Origin of the sequence: Bifidobacterium vansinderenii (assembly GCF_002234915.1) — a bacterium.
GTDB lineage: Bacteria > Actinomycetota > Actinomycetes > Actinomycetales > Bifidobacteriaceae > Galliscardovia > Galliscardovia vansinderenii.
The window spans coordinates 1-17150 of sequence record NZ_NEWD01000035.1 but is presented as its reverse complement, the minus strand read 5'-3'; the positions used below and the strand labels follow the sequence as shown (position 1 = coordinate 17150).

The 17150-nt window shown below is 63.2% G+C and carries 18 protein-coding genes and 1 pseudogene; 9 read left to right on the top strand and 10 right to left on the bottom strand.

What is annotated here, in order from left to right:
- A partial coding sequence (locus Tam10B_RS10710) for a phosphoglycerate mutase family protein (RefSeq protein ID WP_233133702.1) occupies positions 1-405 on the bottom strand: 405 nt, incomplete at its 3' end.
- 291 nt (positions 406-696) lie between these two features.
- Between Tam10B_RS10710 and Tam10B_RS10705 the strand changes: the two genes are divergently transcribed.
- The 4 genes from Tam10B_RS10705 to brnQ all read left to right on the top strand — a co-directional run bounded on the left by Tam10B_RS10705 (position 697) and on the right by brnQ (position 5138).
- Positions 697-1368: an MptD family putative ECF transporter S component gene (locus tag Tam10B_RS10705; protein ID WP_093961232.1), complete on the top strand. Its 672-nt coding sequence runs from the start codon at positions 697-699 to the stop codon at positions 1366-1368.
- 3 nt (positions 1369-1371) lie between these two features.
- Positions 1372-2073 (top strand): energy-coupling factor transporter transmembrane component T family protein, encoded by a 702-nt coding sequence (locus Tam10B_RS10700; protein ID WP_093961231.1) that lies wholly within the window; start codon positions 1372-1374, stop codon positions 2071-2073.
- Complete coding sequence (locus Tam10B_RS10695; RefSeq protein WP_093961230.1) at positions 2070-3632, top strand: ABC transporter ATP-binding protein; 1563 nt, start codon at positions 2070-2072, stop codon at positions 3630-3632. The genes Tam10B_RS10700 and Tam10B_RS10695 overlap by 4 nt, the downstream gene beginning before the upstream one ends.
- A gap of 111 nt (positions 3633-3743) precedes the next feature.
- Positions 3744-5138, top strand: a complete 1395-nt coding sequence (gene brnQ / locus Tam10B_RS10690) for a branched-chain amino acid transport system II carrier protein (RefSeq protein ID WP_093961229.1) — start codon at positions 3744-3746, stop codon at positions 5136-5138.
- Positions 5139-5193: 55 nt separating this feature from the next.
- On the opposite strand, the gene Tam10B_RS10685 is transcribed toward brnQ, so the two are convergent.
- Positions 5194-5904 (bottom strand): SDR family NAD(P)-dependent oxidoreductase, encoded by a 711-nt coding sequence (locus tag Tam10B_RS10685; RefSeq protein ID WP_093961228.1) that lies wholly within the window; start codon positions 5902-5904, stop codon positions 5194-5196.
- A 242-nt stretch (positions 5905-6146) separates the two neighbouring features.
- Between Tam10B_RS10685 and Tam10B_RS10680 the strand changes: the two genes are divergently transcribed.
- Both Tam10B_RS10680 and Tam10B_RS10675 read left to right on the top strand, forming a co-directional pair.
- Positions 6147-6935 carry a sulfite exporter TauE/SafE family protein gene (locus Tam10B_RS10680; protein ID WP_093961227.1) on the top strand — a complete coding sequence of 263 codons (789 nt, stop codon included), beginning with the start codon at positions 6147-6149 and terminating at the stop codon, positions 6933-6935.
- Between the two features lie 140 nt (positions 6936-7075).
- Positions 7076-7921 (top strand): sulfite exporter TauE/SafE family protein, encoded by an 846-nt coding sequence (locus Tam10B_RS10675; protein WP_093961226.1) that lies wholly within the window; start codon positions 7076-7078, stop codon positions 7919-7921.
- A gap of 47 nt (positions 7922-7968) precedes the next feature.
- On the opposite strand, the gene Tam10B_RS10670 is transcribed toward Tam10B_RS10675, so the two are convergent.
- From Tam10B_RS10670 to Tam10B_RS10650, 5 genes are all read right to left on the bottom strand, one after another.
- Positions 7969-8652, bottom strand: a complete 684-nt coding sequence (locus Tam10B_RS10670) for an HAD family hydrolase (RefSeq protein WP_093961225.1) — start codon at positions 8650-8652, stop codon at positions 7969-7971.
- A gap of 253 nt (positions 8653-8905) precedes the next feature.
- Positions 8906-9553 carry a hypothetical protein gene (locus Tam10B_RS10665; protein ID WP_143248641.1) on the bottom strand — a complete coding sequence of 216 codons (648 nt, stop codon included), beginning with the start codon at positions 9551-9553 and terminating at the stop codon, positions 8906-8908.
- A gap of 43 nt (positions 9554-9596) precedes the next feature.
- Positions 9597-9854 (bottom strand): hypothetical protein, encoded by a 258-nt coding sequence (locus Tam10B_RS10660; protein WP_093961223.1) that lies wholly within the window; start codon positions 9852-9854, stop codon positions 9597-9599.
- A 98-nt stretch (positions 9855-9952) separates the two neighbouring features.
- A complete protein-coding gene (locus Tam10B_RS10655; RefSeq protein WP_093961222.1) occupies positions 9953-10306 on the bottom strand; it encodes a hypothetical protein in 354 nt (117 codons plus the stop codon).
- A 167-nt stretch (positions 10307-10473) separates the two neighbouring features.
- Positions 10474-11358 carry a MazG family protein gene (locus Tam10B_RS10650; protein WP_198947595.1) on the bottom strand — a complete coding sequence of 295 codons (885 nt, stop codon included), beginning with the start codon at positions 11356-11358 and terminating at the stop codon, positions 10474-10476.
- A gap of 198 nt (positions 11359-11556) precedes the next feature.
- Here Tam10B_RS10650 and Tam10B_RS10645 point away from each other — a divergent pair, with 198 nt between their 5' ends.
- Both Tam10B_RS10645 and mmuM read left to right on the top strand, forming a co-directional pair.
- Entirely contained in the window at positions 11557-11970 is a 414-nt protein-coding gene (locus tag Tam10B_RS10645) for a lipocalin-like domain-containing protein (protein WP_093961220.1), read from the top strand.
- Positions 11971-11984: 14 nt separating this feature from the next.
- On the top strand, positions 11985-12932 hold the full coding sequence (gene mmuM, locus Tam10B_RS10640; protein WP_093961219.1) for a homocysteine S-methyltransferase: 948 nt from the start codon (positions 11985-11987) through the stop codon (positions 12930-12932).
- A gap of 234 nt (positions 12933-13166) precedes the next feature.
- On the opposite strand, the gene Tam10B_RS10635 is transcribed toward mmuM, so the two are convergent.
- Entirely contained in the window at positions 13167-14354 is a 1188-nt protein-coding gene (locus tag Tam10B_RS10635; RefSeq protein ID WP_093961218.1) for an Ldh family oxidoreductase, read from the bottom strand.
- A gap of 93 nt (positions 14355-14447) precedes the next feature.
- On the bottom strand, positions 14448-15611 hold the full coding sequence (locus Tam10B_RS10630; RefSeq protein ID WP_093961217.1) for an MFS transporter: 1164 nt from the start codon (positions 15609-15611) through the stop codon (positions 14448-14450).
- 410 nt (positions 15612-16021) lie between these two features.
- On the opposite strand from Tam10B_RS10630, the gene Tam10B_RS10625 reads away from it, so the two are divergent.
- Entirely contained in the window at positions 16022-16678 is a 657-nt protein-coding gene (locus Tam10B_RS10625) for a hypothetical protein (protein ID WP_093961216.1), read from the top strand.
- A gap of 11 nt (positions 16679-16689) precedes the next feature.
- Here the strand turns inward: Tam10B_RS10625 and Tam10B_RS10620 are convergent.
- A pseudogene (locus Tam10B_RS10620) lies at positions 16690-17150 on the bottom strand (N-acyl homoserine lactonase family protein); the annotation flags it as partial.

Below are 17150 nucleotides of genomic sequence, written 5' to 3'. Positions count from 1 at the left end.
GGTGTCGACCACATCCTCGCCCTTGTGGCTGGCCTGAGCGCCCGGCACGCCGGAGGACTNNANCNCCTCCTGGGTGATGGTGCTGATCTCGCCCCAGGAGCGTTCGCGCAGCACGCGCGTCTCCTCCCATTTGGCCTTGGGCAGCGCCATCGTGGCCGCGGTCTCGCGCGTGCGCACGTACGGGGAGACCAGATACCGGTCGAACAGCGGCTGCTGGGAGACCAGCCAGCGGCCGATGCAGTCCGCCTGCTTGCGTCCGGTGGCGGTGAGCCTCCACGACCGGTCGGGGACCGTCACGTTGTCCTGCGTGTACAGGGAGTTGTCGCCCTGCTCGCCGGCCTTGACGATCACGTTCGCCTCGGATTCACCGTGGCGGATCACATACAAATCCAACGGCATTCCCATGCTTGCCGTTCCTCCATTCACTTCGTCGAGAATCTCGAATCGTTCCTTTCACGGTAGCCGATGCCTGCCCGCGACACCCATGCGTTCGGCCGGACGGCGAAGAATTCACGTTCCGTCCAGATGATCGTCAAACGACGTTCAGTCATCCACCCCGGGAAACCACAGACTCCGAAGTTTGCGAAAGGCTATTGTGCAAAAGACTATTGTGCAATCATCCCGACGTCGCTAGATTGGTGTCGGTTAGGGATTTTCCATACATGGGGACACTCTTTTTCAAGGGAAACGAGGATCATGACGCAGCAGGACAACGCCACGACCACCACGACCTCCTCCGAGAACGCAGCGAAGACCAAGGCAGCGACGGTCGCGCGATCCGGCCGGCTGTCCGTGCCGGACCTCATCACGATCGGCGTGTTCACGGCCCTGTATTTCGTGCTGGTGGCGGTCGCCACGCTGATCAGCACGGTCGCGTTCGTCGGATTCGCGTCGATCTTTCTGCCGGCCATCGCCGCGCTCATCTCCGGCTGCGTGTACATGCTGCTGGCCACCAAGGTGGGCAAGTTCGGCGCGATCACGGTGATGGGTGCGGTGATCGGTCTGTTCCTGTTCGTGTCCGGACATTTCGTGCTGTCGTTCATCGCCAGCATCGTGTTCCCCGTGATCGCCGATCTGATCGCCCGGGCCGGCGCCTACCGGAACCGTGCCGGCCTGCTGGCCAGCTACGTGGTGTTCTCGTACGGACTGACCGGCCCGATCCTGCCGTTGTGGTTCATGAAGGACGCCTATGTGGCGAGTCTGCAGGCGCGTGGCAAGGACGCCGCGTATATCGACGGCGTGTTCTCTCATATCAATACCGGTACGTTCGTGATCTCCATGGCGGCTATCGCCGTGTGCGCGCTGGCTGGCGGCTGGTTCGGCCAGCGGGTGCTGCGCAGGCATTTCGTCAAGGCGGGAATCGTCTGACCGATGACGGCGCATCCTCTGGCGCTGGATCCGCGCACCAAGCTGTTCCTCCTGCTGCTGGCTAATCTGCTGCTGTTCTTCCACGTGCACACGCATACGGAGATCATGCTGGTGACGCTGACGCTGCTGCCGATGCTTCCCGCCGGACGGTGGCGTATGGCGCTGCGGCTCGGTGCGACGTATGCGGCTCTGGTGGCGGTGAGCTGTCTGGTGCCGGCCGATTCGCCGAATCCGTGGCTGCATCTGGTGGCCCTGCTGGCAGTGGGTTTGCGCATGATGATGCCGTGTCTCATCACCGGCGCGTACGCGTTCTCCACCACAAAAACCAGTGAGTTCGTGTGCGCGATGCGCCGAATGCGAATGCCGGAAACGATCGTGATCCCATGCATGGTGGTGATTCGCTTCTTCCCCACGATCGTGCAGGACTACCGGCAGATCCGCGCCGCCATGGCGTTGCGCGGCGTGGCCGAGGGCCGGTTCGCGCTGGTGCGGCATCCGATGCAGTCGTTGGAATACGTGCTGGTGCCGCTCATGATGAACGCGGCCAACGTGGCGCAGGATCTATCCGTGGCCGCGCTGACCAAGGGACTGGGGCGCCCCGGCACGCACACGTCGCTGACCGTGATCCGCATGCGGCCGGTGGACTGGCTGGCCATGATCGTGTGCGCGACCCCGCTCGCGCTCGACATTCTGGGAGTGTTATGAGCCACGTCACCATCGAAACCGACACCACCGCCAGCATCATCACCGAACACGTCACGTTCCACTACGGTTCGGCTGCCGGCGCCAGTTCCTCCTCATCCGAACGGCCGACGCGCGACGCGCTGAACGACGTCTCGCTACGGGTCTCCCCCGGCGAGTGCGTGGTGCTGTGCGGCCGCAGCGGCTGCGGCAAGACCTCGTACACGCGACTGGCCAACGGTCTGATTCCCACGTTCTTCGCCGGTGAGCTGACTGGCGCGCATCATACGGCGGGCATACCGGCGGGCAGTCCGGTCGACGCGTTCACGCCGATCGTCGGCAGCGTGTTCCAGAACCCCAAGACCCAGTACTTCAACGCCGACACCACGTCGGAACTGGCGTTCCCGTGCGAGAACATGGGCATGCCCGCCGACGAGATCCGCCGTCGCCTGGCCGAGACCGTTCGGCGGTTCGGCATCGAACCGCTGCTCAACCGCAGCGTGTTTCGCCTGTCCGGCGGTCAGAAGCAGCGTCTCGCCGTGGCCGCGGCCACCATGCTGCATCCGCCGATCATGGTGCTGGACGAGCCGACCGGCAATCTCGACGCCCGGTCGATCGACGAGCTGCACGGCATGATCGCCCGACTCAAGGAGTCCGGCACGACCGTGGTGATCGCCGAGCACCGTCTGGCATGGTGCCGTGATCTCGCCGACCGGTTCGTCGTGTTCGAGCACGGCCGCGTGATCGGGGACTATACGGCACGTGATTTTCTGGTGCTCTCCCCCGAAACGATCATGAGCATGGGTTTGCGAGCGCTGGACATGCGCCCATACCGCGCCGTCGTGGAGGCGAAACGACATGACGTAACCGTGCGGAACGCCGCCGACGACGAGACGGGGCCGATGCTGCGCACCCGCATGCTGCGCATCGGATACGGTCGGCGGCGCGGCATGATCGATCCGATCGGCAGGGGACGTCCGAAGCGCGGCGAATTCCTCCGCGACGTGCCGGATCTGACGCTGCGTGCCGGACGCATCACGGCGCTGATGGGCGCCAACGGCACCGGCAAGAGCACGCTGGTGCGCACGCTGTGTGGGCTGCTGCGTCCGATCGGCGGTGCCATCCTGTGGGACGGCAAGCCGGTGAGGGCGGCCGCCCTGACGCGCAGGGCGTTTCTGGTGATGCAGGATGTGAACTACCAGCTGTTCGCCGACAGCGTGCGCGAGGAGCTCATGCTCGGACTCGACGAGAACGATTCCGAGATCCGGCGGCGCTGCGATCGTCTCCTGCGCGATCTGGATCTTGAAACGCTGGCCGACCGGCATCCGATGAGTCTGTCCGGAGGGGAGAAGCAGCGTACGGCCATCGCGTCGGCGCTGATGTGCGGCAAGGAGCTGATCGTGCTGGACGAGCCGACCAGCGGACTCGACCGATTCCACATGCGTCAGGTGGGACTATTGCTGCAACGGCTGAAACGTGCCGGGCGCATCGTCGTCGTGGTCACGCATGACGAGGAGCTGGCCGCCGACTGGTGCGACGACGTGATCGACTTGGATCCGGTCGAGACATCGTCGTCCATATGATCGTCCAATTCCCCGATATCGGACTCCATCTGATTTGACGAATCACGCCGATTCCACCACAATGCGTTGAGTATTTTCGGATTGTTCAACGGCAACGGGAGGATTGGCCTCATGGCGGATAAGAGGAACGCGACGACGGGCGTCACGACATTGAACGGACGCAACCGCGTATTGGCCACGTTCACGTTCTTCTCCATGTTCTTCGGCGCGGGCAATCTGATCTTCCCACCGTTTGTAGGCGCTCAGGCCGGCGATCATACGATTCCAGCATCGGTCGGATTCATCGTCTCGGCGGTGGGTCTGCCGATCCTCGGCGTGGTGGCGGTGTCGTTCGCCGGCGGCTTCGAGCGTCTGGCGAACCGCGTGTCCGGCAAGTTCGCATTCCTGCTGGGCATGGCGATCATTCTGACCATCGGCCCGTGCTTCGCGATTCCGCGCACGGCCACCACGTCGTTCGAGATGGCGGTCGTGCCGTTCACCTCCGACCTGTCGAGAGGCTGGACCCAGTTCGCGTATTCGCTGGTGTTCTTCGCCGTGTCGTATCTGCTCTCGCAGCATCCGGAGAAGCTGTCGAAGACGCTGGGAAGGTTCATGGGACCGCTGCTGCTCGCGCTGATTGCGATCCTGTTCGTCTTCTGCGTGATACGGCATCCGGGCGGGTTCGCCGCACCGATGGGAGATTATGCCACCGGACAGGCGGCACGCGGATTCCTTGACGGCTATCAGACGATGGATCTGCTGGCGGCGCTGTACTTCGGCATCGTGATCTCCGCGAACGTGCGTTCGATGGGCGTGGACGATGAGTCGCAGGTGCGGCGCGAGACCGCGCTCGCCGGTGTGGGCACGGGTCTGCTGCTCATCGTGATCTATGGCGTGCTGGCCTATATGGGTGCGGTGTCCGGCTCCCTGGCCTCGATCGATCCGGCGCATGACACGGGCGCGACGGTGCTGACGAATCTGACGGGCGCATTGTTCGGCCCGTTCGGCACCGCGTTTGTGGGCCTGGTGTTCATCATCGCCTGTCTGAACGTGTGCACGGGTCTGATCTCCACGTGCGGTACCTATTTCCAGAACCACTTCCCCACCGTGGCCGGACATCGCATGAACTACCGGCGTTGGGGCGCGGTGTTCACGGTCTTCAGTTTCGTGGTGTCGAACGCGGGTCTGAGCATGATCATCAAGGTGTCGGTGCCGGTGCTGGCGGCGCTCTATCCGATCGCCATCGTTCTGGTGGCGCTGGCGCTGGTCGACCGCGTGTTCGCCTCGCGGTTCCCGCGCGTGTACTTCTGGACGGTGCTGCTGACCGGTGTGACTGCCGCGCTGAACTGCGTGGCGAGCCTGGTGGCCGTGTTCGGCGGTTCGCTGCCGTGGCTGGACGCGGCGCTGGCGATGCTGCCGTTCGCCGACGCCCAGCTCGGCTGGCTCTGCCCCGCGATCATCGGTCTGGCCATCGGCGTGGTGGCCAGCCGTATCCGACCTGTCGCAGGATCGTCCGACCGGGACTGACGCCGGGTCGTCGTCCGTCCGGCGATTAGGCATGACGCCGGACGGACGAACGCGGCTACCGGTAGTTGCGTTCGATGAGGATATCGGAGACGGTCAGGTTCGCGTCGTTGACGAGGTTGAACAGGATCACTTCGGCCAGCTCGGCCGGGCTCATGAAGGAGTGCTGCTTCTCGAGCGACACGTAGTCGTGGCTGTCGCGGTAGAAGTCCGTATCGATTCCGCCGGGGTACACGCCCACGATCTTCACGCTGGAGCCCTTGTACGCCACCTTGAGGCTCTGCGTATAGCCCTTTTCTCCCCACTTGGTGGCGCAGTACACGGATTCGTTGGCGTTGCCTCGCGTGGCGGCGGTGCTCATCACGTTGGCGATCTTGAGATCCTGTTCGCCGGTGGCCTTGAGCGTCTCCACGCTCCACAGGATCATGCCTTTGAGTCCCTTGAGGCACTTGTCCACGTCGGCCGCCTCGTACCTGGTCGGCTCCTTGAACGACGGCTGGCCGGCGTTGTTGATCAGCAGGTCGATGTGGCCGAGCTTCGCGATCTCGGCGACGGACCGCCTGACGAACAGCTCATCCGACACGTCGCCCACGAATCCACGGTACGAGTCCGCGGGGAACTCCTGGGAGAGCTCGATCTGGCGGGCCTCGTTGAAGTCGATGCCGGCCACGAACCAGCCCTTGCCGATCAGCTGACGGGCAAGCTCGTAGCCCAGGCCCAGCGCGCTGCCGGTGACGATGGCGAGTTTCTTTCCGGATTCGGTGCTCATGATCGTGTCTCCTGTCGTTCGTGTCGGTCGATGCCGACATTGCCATACCAACGTTTCGATGGTAACGCCTGAAGCCCACGTGAAGTCAAACGTTTGACATGTGTTTCGGCGTTTCATCGGGCGCGTCGCCACGGTTGGGCGTGGGGATGTTCCACGTTGCGGCCGGGCGTTGCCCGCTCCCCGGTGCGATGGCTATCATCGAGTGCGTTTTGCTTTACCCACCGCCGTCGAACAGGAGCGTCATGACCATTGCGGGAGTTCCCATCGCCACACTGCTGCTGGTGCTGCTCGCCGGATTCGGCACCGGATTCGTAGGGTACGCCACCGGCGCGGCGTCTCTGGTCTCGTACCCGTCGCTGCTGGCCATCGGCGTGCCGCCGGTATTGGCGGACACCACGAACACCGTCGGCATGCTGGGCACCGACGTCGGAGGCCTGCTCTCCGCCCGCAAGGAGCTCGCCGGCCATGCAACGCGTGTCGTGGCCTATACGGTCATCGGCGTGATCGGCGGCGTCGCCGGCGCGCTGCTGCTGATCGAACTGCCTCCCACGGTGTTCGAGTATCTGGCGCCGCCGCTGATCCTGTTCAGCGCCATCACCATCGTGGCCGATCCCGGCAAACGTGTCACCGACGACATGGGTGCGACGCCGGCACGGGACGATCCCCGTCAGGACAGGTGGTGGATGTGGCTGGGCGTGGCGTTCGCCTGCGTCTACAACGGGTATTTCGGCGCCGGCGCCGGCACGCTCACCATCGCCGTGCTCGGCTTGGGCCGTGTCGGATCGTTCCACGAAATCAATGCGCTGAAGACCGTCATCGGATTCGGGTCGAACGTCACCGCCGCCATACTGTTCATCGTGCGCGGATCGGTCAACTGGCCGTACGCCCTGGCACTGGGAGCGGGATGCTTCGTCGGCGGAGCGCTGGCACCGCCCGTCACCCGTCATATTCCCTCGAACATCATGCGTACGGCGGCCATGATTGCCGGCGTCATTCTCGCCATCGCACTGGGATGGAACACCTACCGCTGAGACATGGGACGCGGACGGACGCACACGTCCGACGGGCAGCGGTCCACGTTGCGGTCAGCCATTCGACCCCGCGGCGGCGAATGGCTATGCTCGCTTGGTGTTCAATCCGTTTCTGATGACGACATGATGTGAGGACGACCATGACCATTGCCGGAATATCGGTAGTCACCCTGCTGCTTGTGCTGCTCGCCGGCATCGGCGCCGGTTTCGTCGGCTACGCGGTGGGCGCGTCGTCGCTGGTCTCCTACCCGGCGCTGCTGGCCATCGGCGTGCCGCCCGTATTAGCGAACACCACGAACACCGTGGGAGTGGTGGGCACCGGCGTGGGTGGATGCCTGTCCGCCCGCAAGGAGCTGCACGGCCATCGCACACGCGTGATCCTCTACGCCGCCATCGGCGTGGTCGGCGGCATCATCGGCGGTCTGCTGCTGCTTGAACTTCCCGCCGTGGTCTTCGAATACCTGGTGCCGCCGCTGATCATGTTCAGCGCACTGATCATCGCGTTCAACCCCAAGGAGCGTGCGCACGCCCGCGACTCGGTAAGTCAGGCGCTCGGCCCGCAGTCGGTGCAGGCGCGCGAATCGGCCGAACGCGAACTGACACAGCCCAAGGACGACGTACGCAAGGACCCGTGGTGGATGTGGCTGGGCGTGAGCTTCGTGGGCATCTACAGCGGCTACTTCGGCGCCGGCGCCGGCACGCTCGCCCTCGCCATGCTCGATCTGGGACATATTGGCAAGTTCCACGAGATCAACGCGCTGAAGACCGTCATCGGATTCGGCGCGAACATCACCGCGTCGGTCATGTTCATCGTGCGCGGATCGGTCAACTGGCCGTTCGCCATCGCCCTGTGCGCCGGATGCTTCATCGGCAGCTACATCGCCCCGCCTATCACCCGGCACATCCCGGCGAACATCATGCGCGCGGCCGCCGTGCTCGCCGGCGTGATCCTCGCCGTCAAGCTCGGCTGGAGCACATACCTGTGACCGGCTGATCCGAATTCATCCTCGTCGTGTCGGCACAACCGGCACGATCACTTGACGCGGGTGATGACGTTTCCCTTGACCATGAAGCCCTTGCGCGCCATGTCGATCATGGGCTGGTCGAACTTGCTGTCGGTGTAGAACTCGTCGATCACCGCGTCCGCCCCCAGCACCTCGCGCAGCCGCTTCGGCTTGTTCGTGTTGAAGTTGAGATAGGTGACCTCCAGCGTGGCCGGGTTGATGGTCGATGCGATCAGCCTTCCGACTCCCAACCGACGACACGCCTCCCCCACCGTCACATCGAACGACGCAGTGAGGATCACATCGTCCGGACGCGGCACATACCACGGCTTGATCCTGCGCATGTTGCGGTCCCAGAACGCGTTGACCAATGCGCGCAGACCCCCGGTGAGCGATTCGAGCTCCACGGTAGCGACGTCTCTGGCGAGCACGTCGTCGCCCAGACCCGCGCTCTGCACATGGTCCAGGCCACGCACCCGCATCCGGTCCACGCTGCGCGAGCCGGCGAGGTCCCTGAGATAGCCCTTCGCCACCTTGCCCACGCCACGTTCCATCTGTTCAAGCGTGGCGCGACCAAGCTTGTATTTGATCGCGTAGCGCAATACAGGTGCGATGTGACGAAACACCTTGGGATCGTAGCGGGCACTGAACAGATACAGATCGAACAGGCTTTCACCGTCGTAGATCGTGCCATCGAAATCGAACACCCGCATGCCTTGGTCCTTCCGTTTCCCCTTAGGGCTTCAGTGTAGGCGATATTATGACGCCAGCGCTTGGAAAGCGTTAAGAATCGCCGTGCCGAACGTCGACGTCACAGCGACACGCGGCATTGTTGAGAGAGGAAACTAACGTCCCAGGCGGCGGGCGTCGTCCGCAGTGCCGATGAGCGCTCATCGGCATCGCCGAGCAGTGCCGGCGTACGCTGCTCCGTGGCGGCATACGGCACGGCGCCCATGCTCATGTCCCCTACGTCGCGGCGTCGTCGCGCAGTTCGTCGAACACGTCGTCGGGTATGCCGTAGCCGACGGCGAAGACGACACGGAGGTCCCAGTCGCCCTCCTCGGTGGGGTCGGCGATCTCGTCGGCGATGTGGCCGGCGAGCAGTTGGGGGCCGACGACTCGTCCGGTGGATACGGGAACGGTCAGGCGCAGGCACTTGGAGCGAGCGGTTCGGATGAGTGTCCAGCAGGCTTTGCGAAACCGGTCGTCGCGGCTGGATTGGAAGGCCGCCGACGCGGCGTCGTCGGATTGCTCAGTATCGATGTCTTGATCGCCATCGGCGGACCGGTCGTCGGTCGCCCATGCCGTCAGACGGTCGGACAGCGCTCTGACCGGATCGGTTCCCAGGATCGATTCCTCGTCGATCCATAGGGAGAACTCGTCTTCGGCCAGATGTCTGGCCGCTCGTATGGCGAGCGTGTGCAGCAGTTCTTCGGATTCGATGTCGTCGTCGTACTCGTACCGCTCCTCCACCATGCGGGTGAAGGTCTGCCTGTCGGTATCCGGCGGCAACACACGGATCGCGTCGACGAATTCGTCGAATTCCACCTGCAAGGCCATGGCGGCCTGCACGGCCACCGACGATTCGTCCGGCTCGTACTGTCTTCGTTCCACCCGGCACGAATCGTGCCGTACCACCGGCGCGCATGGGGAACGCCTACCTGCTGAGGCTGGTGGTCACGTGCTGCTGCACCTGTTCCACACCGGACTGCAATAGCATGTGGCCGGGAACAGTGGTGAGCAGGAACGACAGCGCGGCCGCGATGATCGCGGTGAGCAGGCCGGTAATGAACCGGATAACGATCTTGAAGACGACGACGGCCACAATCACGCCGACGACGACGGTGACCCCGGTCTGCACGATCTGCGGCAGGCTTCCGTACCACAGCAGAATCTGGTCGATGGTCGATTGCATGATGCCGACTCCTTATGACAGACAACGTGAAATGGGTTGTTTTCCAGCCCCTCATCTGCTGTCATGGTAGCCGACGCGCGGGCCAAGCGGTCAGAAGCTCAGCCAGTCGCCGCCCTTGCCACAGCCAGATAGAAGTCGAGGCACTCCTGACGATTGTTCTTGATTCCTTCACGGGAACAGATGCCGTCAGTCTTGACCAGAATGCAGTAGTCCCCATAGGTTTTGTCCCCGATGCTGTACGACAGGCCGGGAAGCGACTTCTTGTACGATTCGACGGCCGCGTTCAATGACGTGGTTCGCTTATTTTCAATGCCTCCGACGGCACGGTGGGGCAGATGGATCCGGATCTCAAGGTCACCAATTATCTGAGCAAGACCATATACGCGCAGACCACCGATGAACGTATCGTCGTCGATGCGCGGGGACAGACCGTGGGCCGGTATACGGCGCATCCTAATGGAAGCTCAAACTATGCGGGACCTCCCCGGACTGACACAGCATTCCCCGGACCGTGGTCCAACGAACCTGCACCCATCTGAGCCGTACCTCACCATCCTTAGTGTGATCACACTAACGTTCATGTTCCTAGTGTGATCACACCATAAGCAAGACTACGCGGTTACGCGCGATTTGCTCGGAGTTCCTTCTCTCGTTCGGCAATGGAGGACTCGACATCGCGCAGACGGTTGCGCAGCGCGGACTCGACGTCCACGCCGTCGGTCTGGGCGCGGCGGATAACGGCAAGCAGCTCGTCGGCGTAGGCGTCGGGAGTCGCTGCGGATTGCGAGGGCTTCCGCTGACCAGATACGGCTTGCGCGGTCTCCGAGGCGGATTCGGATGCAACGGTTTCCGAGGTGGAGTCGAACGCCTTGAACAGTTCGTCGGCATCGGGCGACTTGGAGACGCGGGAGACCACCTTGGCGGCGCGCAGGAACGCGCCCTGCGTGTGCGAGATGCCGTCGAGCACGGACTTGCGGTGCTTCTCCTTCTGCTTCACGCGCTCCCAGAGGGCCAGCGTCTCCTCCGGGGTCTCGGGGGCACGCTCCCCCACTGTGCCCGCTTCCGAGGCTGCCGACGCGGAATCGTCCGGCACGAACACGTGCGGATGCCGGGTGATCAGCTTGGCCACCAGTCGATCGGCCACCTCGTCGATATCGAACGGATCGTCGGGGTCGGTCTCGCACACGCGGGCCTGGAACACGGACTGGAGCAGCACGTCGCCGAGCTCCTCGCGCATGTTGTCGCGGTCGTCGGTCTCCACGGCGTCAATGTACTCATAGGTCTCCTCGAGCAGATGCTTGAGCAGGCTCCGATTCGTCTGCTTGCCGTCCCAGGGGCAACCGCCGGGCGAGTAGAGGATGTCGACGATGGCCTTCACCCGGTCGAGTGCGGTGGGCGCCTCGGCGACCGGACGTAGTTTTTCGCAATGCTCGTAGCCTGCGGGCAGATGATATTCCCGGCTTCCATCGCTCCCGTCGTTTCCGTTGACACCACCGTTCCCCATCTCGACGGCATACGACTCAGTCATCGTCAATCTCCATTCCGCGGGACTTCATACCGCATTCCCGCGTCGTCGGCACATAATCGAACACCATGGTAGACGAACTGCCGAACCATACAATGCGGGGATACGAATACCGTTGCCACTAGTGTGGAAGTATCCGACAGCCATACGCAACAGCACCACCAAAGGAGAACGACCATGACATTGGACGAACTGATCGGCACGTGGGAGATCGTATCCTACACCCTGACGAGGGACGACGGCACCACCTTCTACCCGCTGGGAGAGAACTGCAAAGCCTATCTGATCTACACGGCCGACGGGCATGTGTCCGCGCAGATGTCCGCCATGGGACGCCCCGCCTACGCGTCCCACGACCTGCACGACGGCACAGTCGAGGAAATGGCCGCCGCTGCCCACGGATACATGGCGTATTGCGGCACGTACACACTGGATCTGGAACATTCGAACATCATCCACAACATCGAAATCAGCATGAACCCCACGTGGGAGAACCAGTCGCAAGTGCGACACATCTCCTACGACGGGGAGTTCCTCACCATCACCGCCGACGTAAACACCGCCCGGCTCGTCTGGCGCAAGACAAAGTAGACAGCCGCGAAACCATGAGCACCATCACCAAGGCACTGGCCGCGCAGTCGCCATTGATCGTGGACGGAGCGATGGCGACCGAACTGGAAAAACGAAGAGTCGACACGGCGAACGAACTGTGGTCGGCAATGGCTCTGATCCACGACCCGCAGGCCGTGCGGAGCGTGCATCTGAGCTATTTCGAGGCCGGCGCGAACATCGCGATCACCGATACGTATCAGGCGAACATTCCTGCATTCGAACGCATTGGCCTAAGCGCCGCGGAGGCACGTCAGCTGATTTCGGCCGCCGCACGCGAGGCACTCACGGCACGTGACGCATACCGTGCCTTCGATCCCGGACTGGAGGCGGCAAGCGGTGGCCCTGGCCGGCCTTTGCTCGTCGCCGGCAGCATCGGCCCCTATGGCGCGTTCCTCGCCGACGGCAGCGAATACACGGGAGCCTATACGTTGGCTGACGCACAATACCGGGACTTTCACCGCGAGCGCATGCGGATTCTCGCGGACGCCGGCGTGGATCTGTTCGCGTTCGAGACCATGCCGAACATGGGCGAGGTGCGTGCGCTGGTGGGATTGCTTGCCGAAGAGTTTCCGGGGCGTGAGGCGTGGGTGTCGTTCAGTCTGCATGATGACGGGCATCTGTGTGATGGCACGCCGCTTGAGGAGGCCGCCGCCAAGCTTGATGGATTCGTGCAGATCAGTGCGATCGGTGTGAACTGCGTGCCGCTGGATATGGTCACGGCGGCGATCCGGCGGATTCGCATGGGCACGAGCAAGCCGATCATCGTCTATCCGAACAATGGAGACATCTATCATCCCGATACCAAGACATGGACGCCGAATCCCAGCGGTCTGAGCTTGGCGCAGCTGGCCCCGCAGTGGATCGCCGCGGGAGCGTCGCTCATCGGAGGCTGCTGCCGCACCACGCCGGAGGATATTCGGAGGCTATCGGCGAGTTTGTGAGTGGATTCGGATGTCTGCAAACACCTATCCCCTGTTTGTGAGGTCCTTGCTGAAATAGCCGCTCTCTCCTCAAAACGGAATTGAGGGCATATACAGATAGTCATGCACATAGCCTTATCCAAAATTGCACCACAATCTTGGGCGGCTACTTTGGGAAGGACCTCACAAACGATAGATAGCTTGTTGCAAAGGTCTCCAAAGACCTCATAAACGGCAGATAGCTTTCCCACTTCGTCAGAACAGGTCTGAGTGCGCGACGCCGAGCCGGTCGGAAACCGTTCGCAGCGAATCGACGGTCTCGGGATCAAGATTCACCAGACCGGTCCGCGCATGCTGCCGATAGGCGGCTTCCTCCTTGTCGCCGTGCACGTACACGTGACGGCCGGGTGCCGCGGGAATACGCCGGATCTGCTCGAGGTATTCGGAGAACCGGGCGATGATCGCATCTGGGTCACCGAAGATCGCCGGATCGATGGCAGCGAAGCAATGACCCACACCATGCCGGATGCCAAGCCCGTCCACGTCACTGGATACGTTGCCCTGCGGCAGGATTCCGCAGAAGATCTCGGCGAGCATGGAGAACCCATACCCCTTGTGGCTTCCGGTCAGTTCGCTGAGCCCGCCGACCGGAAGCATGCCGCCGTCCACGTCCAGTCCGGGGCGTGCCGGCACCTGCTTCGGATCCCAGATCGGCTCGTATCGACCGTCGACCATCCATGCCTCGGGAAGCTGCTTGTGTTCTTTCTCGCACACTTCGATCTTGCCGTGGGAGACGATGCTGGTGGCCGCGTCGAAGAAAAACGGATGCGGCTCGGCCGGCATGGAGAACGCGATCGGGTTCGTGCCGAGGAACGGGTGCGTGGCATACGTCGGCAGCACGATCGGACCGGTGTTCGTGGACGCGAATCCGAGCAGTCCCTGTTCGGCGGCCATGTTCGTGTAGTATCCGGCGGCTCCGAAATGGTTGGATTCACGCACCGCGACGATGCCGATGCCGCTTGTCTTCGCCTTCTTGATGGCGAGTTTCATCGCCATGTCGGAGGTGAGCTGGCCCATCGCGTGATGGCCGTCGATGACCGCGCTGACCGGGGTCTGGCGGACGATCTCGGCATGGGCGTTCACGTCCACGCCGCCGTCCGGATTCACGATCAGGCGATCGTACATGCCGACGCGCTGCAGGCCATGCGAGTCGATGCCGCGCAGTTCGGCGAACATCAGCGAATCGACGATGCGCGAGCTGTCCGCGTCGGCGAATCCGTACGCATGGTAGAGTCGCTCCGCCCAGTCCCGCAGCGCATCGATCGGGTAGACATGTCCGGATCGATTCTGATTCCTTGGCTCGTTCGCGCCTTCGCGGTCGGAGCCATTCCCGGTGGCATTATCGGCATCGCTCACATTGGCAGTATTGGCTACGTTGGTCATTCATCCCCCTATGTCGGGCGTATCGTTGTCAGGCCACGATACGCCCGAAGGATGTCATTCGCCGAACGAGACCGACCGTGACCGTGTCGAAGGTCAGCGGCGAGCTTCCTTGCGCTCGAAGCACATGGCGAAGGCGAGCAGCAACAGCACCGCGGCCGCGGTGAACGGCAGGCCGGCGAGTCCGGTGACGTGATAGTTCATGCCGGAGGCGTTCAGCGCCATGCCGCCGACCAGCGATCCGACGGCATTGCCGCCGTTGAAGCCGATCTGCACGGCCGCACCGCCGATGAGCTCGCCGCCGCCCTTGCCGGCATCGGCCATGAGCAGCATCTGCGGGCCATTGATGAAGAACAGTCCGAACGCGATCCAGAAGGTGAGCAGGGCGCAAGTGGCCAGATTACCGGGCACGAGGAACACCATGAGCAGACCGATCGCGGAGATGGTCTGACCGACGGCGGCGGTTACGGAATGCAGCCAGCGGTCGGCCAGATGGCCGCCGGCGAGACCGCCGACCACCATGCCAAATCCGGCGAGCATCATCAGCAGCGGCACGAACTGGGAATCATAGCCACCGGTCTTCTGCAGCCACGGGGAGACGTAGCTCCACCAGCAGAACACGCCGGAGTTGCCGACGAACACGGCACCGAGCACCAGCCACGGGCCGGGCTTGGAGAGGAAGCGGAACTGACCAGCGAGACCTGCGTCCGGAACCGCCGGGATAAGCGGCATCCACGCCAGCGTGAGCACAATGGTGAGGGCGGCGCCAAGAGCCAGGATCACGAAGGCGAGACGCCAGTCAAGGTATTCGGCGAGCAGTGTGCCGGCGGGCACGCCGAACATGTTGGCGATGGTCTGGCCGGTGACCATCACGGACACGGCCTTGCCTTCACGCCCCTTGTCGGCGAGCGCCTTGGCGATGACCGTGCCGGTGCCGAAGAACGCGCCGTGCGGTAGTCCCGCGATGAACCGGGCGATGACGAGCACGATGGCGTTCGGCGCGGCCGCGCTCATGGCGTTGCCGATCAGCGCGAGGGCCATGAACAGGATCACCAGATGCTTCGGGCTGGTCTTGCGCCCGAACACGAGCATGGTCACGCCCACGCACACGCCGATCGCGTATGCGGAGATGAAGTGACCGGCGGTCGGGATGGAAACGTGGGTGGCGGATGCGGCCTGGGGCAGGATGCCCATCATCACGAATTCGGCAGCGCCGAGCACGAAGGCTCCGGCGGCGATGGCGAGCAGACTCTTCTTCACTGGCGGGTTCTCTTCTTTATGTAAGTAGGTACGACACAATCGATCCCATATAGGATAACGCAAAATGTTACCGCTCACAAACTTAGACGCAGCACGCATCTCACATACGAAAGAGACCCCACTCCGAATCGAACCGAAACAAGGCCTCAAAAGAGGAAGAATCATTTCGACGCGTTGAACTGGAACTCGACCGGCTCGCCCTTCTGCAACAGTCGCTCGTTCCCGCTCATTGATCTCAGTCATCCGCCTTGACAGTGACTCTGCCGGCAATGTACCAGTATTCCTGAGTAAGACCACGCGAAACCCCACGAGTCGGGATGCACGCCGGGTGAACAACGCCTTATCACCCTTGGTGTTGGCGCCCTCGGCGATGGGGTCGCCTGTCCGGAATGGCGGATATGAGTTAAGACATGGAGACCTCACATGCCGATCCGCCGCCCGTTGCGCCTAAGCCGCGGGACGACGTCGAGTCTGCCATCGAGCGCGCGCTCATCGTTCTGCTCAACGAAGGCGCCGATCCGTCCGGCCCGACGGAGCGCGTCGAGCTGCCATCGGTCAAGACGCTATGCGCGAAAGCGTTCGTGGCGCGCAGCACGTTCTATGCGCACTACCACCACGTTGGCGAGGTGCTCGAGACGTTGGAACGTCGACTGGTGAGGGACCTCGAGGAGCTGAACGAGCCGCTGACCGTCAGGGATGCCGATGGCGGGGATGCGCACGGAGCAGCGCGCGTCACGCTCATGCCCACGCTGGACTACATCCGGGCCAACGAGGACGCGTTCCGCGCGCTGCTCGTCTCGGCGCCCGACGTTCGGTTCATTGAACGATGGAAGGACGCCATCAAGCGGCAATGCAGACTGCGGATGACCGACGGCGGTGGGGAGCCACGGACGGAAGGTCCGCGCCGTCCCACCGTCAACCGCGAGTTGATTCTGGAGATCGTCGCCTCATCGATGGTGTCGGCCACCACGTTCTGGCTGCACGACCCTTCCAAGGTACACGAGCAGGGAGTGGACGGAATCGTCAACACGGTGTTCGCCGCACTGGACGCACTGATCGTGCCGTGACGTGCGCCATTTCAGCTCAGCAGGATCGTCTCGGGACGATTCGCCGTGTCGTGGCAGGCGACCGACCGCACGCACAGCGGCGACAGGCTCTGCTCGCGGATCCATGCGAGCGATGAGCGCTGCGCGTGACGGTCGTAGACGATGCCCGACGTAACCATGTCCCTCCATGATCGCGTGGCGTAGCCTCCGTCGGCGAACAGCAGTACGTACCGGCCCGACGGCGCCGTGATCTTCATGGCCACCTGACCGTCGGTGTGGCCAGGGATGTTGATGAGCTGCACGCTGCGGTCGCCGAACAGGTCGTAGGATCGTCCGGCGGGGCCCTCATGGTCGTTCCAGTCGTACAGGTCGAGGTCGATTCCCCTCCACCACGAGGCGTTGAAGCGCACGAGGCTGTTCGGGAACCGCGTGACGCACCGCATCTCGTCCCTGGATACCATGATGCGCCGGGCGTCCCTCACGCCGCGCAGTC

Coding starts and splice junctions, on each gene's coding strand:
- Tam10B_RS10705 (WP_093961232.1), top strand. CDS start 697: ATGACGCAGCAGGACAACGCCACGACCACCACGACCTCCTCCGAGAAC.
- Tam10B_RS10700 (WP_093961231.1), top strand. CDS start 1,372: ATGACGGCGCATCCTCTGGCGCTGGATCCGCGCACCAAGCTGTTCCTC.
- Tam10B_RS10695 (WP_093961230.1), top strand. CDS start 2,070: ATGAGCCACGTCACCATCGAAACCGACACCACCGCCAGCATCATCACC.
- brnQ (WP_093961229.1), top strand. CDS start 3,744: ATGGCGGATAAGAGGAACGCGACGACGGGCGTCACGACATTGAACGGA.
- Tam10B_RS10685 (WP_093961228.1), bottom strand. CDS start 5,904: ATGAGCACCGAATCCGGAAAGAAACTCGCCATCGTCACCGGCAGCGCG.
- Tam10B_RS10680 (WP_093961227.1), top strand. CDS start 6,147: ATGACCATTGCGGGAGTTCCCATCGCCACACTGCTGCTGGTGCTGCTC.
- Tam10B_RS10675 (WP_093961226.1), top strand. CDS start 7,076: ATGACCATTGCCGGAATATCGGTAGTCACCCTGCTGCTTGTGCTGCTC.
- Tam10B_RS10670 (WP_093961225.1), bottom strand. CDS start 8,652: ATGCGGGTGTTCGATTTCGATGGCACGATCTACGACGGTGAAAGCCTG.
- Tam10B_RS10660 (WP_093961223.1), bottom strand. CDS start 9,854: ATGCAATCGACCATCGACCAGATTCTGCTGTGGTACGGAAGCCTGCCG.
- Tam10B_RS10655 (WP_093961222.1), bottom strand. CDS start 10,306: ATGCGCCGTATACCGGCCCACGGTCTGTCCCCGCGCATCGACGACGAT.
- Tam10B_RS10650 (WP_198947595.1), bottom strand. CDS start 11,358: ATGGGGAACGGTGGTGTCAACGGAAACGACGGGAGCGATGGAAGCCGG.
- Tam10B_RS10645 (WP_093961220.1), top strand. CDS start 11,557: ATGACATTGGACGAACTGATCGGCACGTGGGAGATCGTATCCTACACC.
- mmuM (WP_093961219.1), top strand. CDS start 11,985: ATGAGCACCATCACCAAGGCACTGGCCGCGCAGTCGCCATTGATCGTG.
- Tam10B_RS10635 (WP_093961218.1), bottom strand. CDS start 14,354: ATGACCAACGTAGCCAATACTGCCAATGTGAGCGATGCCGATAATGCC.
- Tam10B_RS10625 (WP_093961216.1), top strand. CDS start 16,022: ATGGAGACCTCACATGCCGATCCGCCGCCCGTTGCGCCTAAGCCGCGG.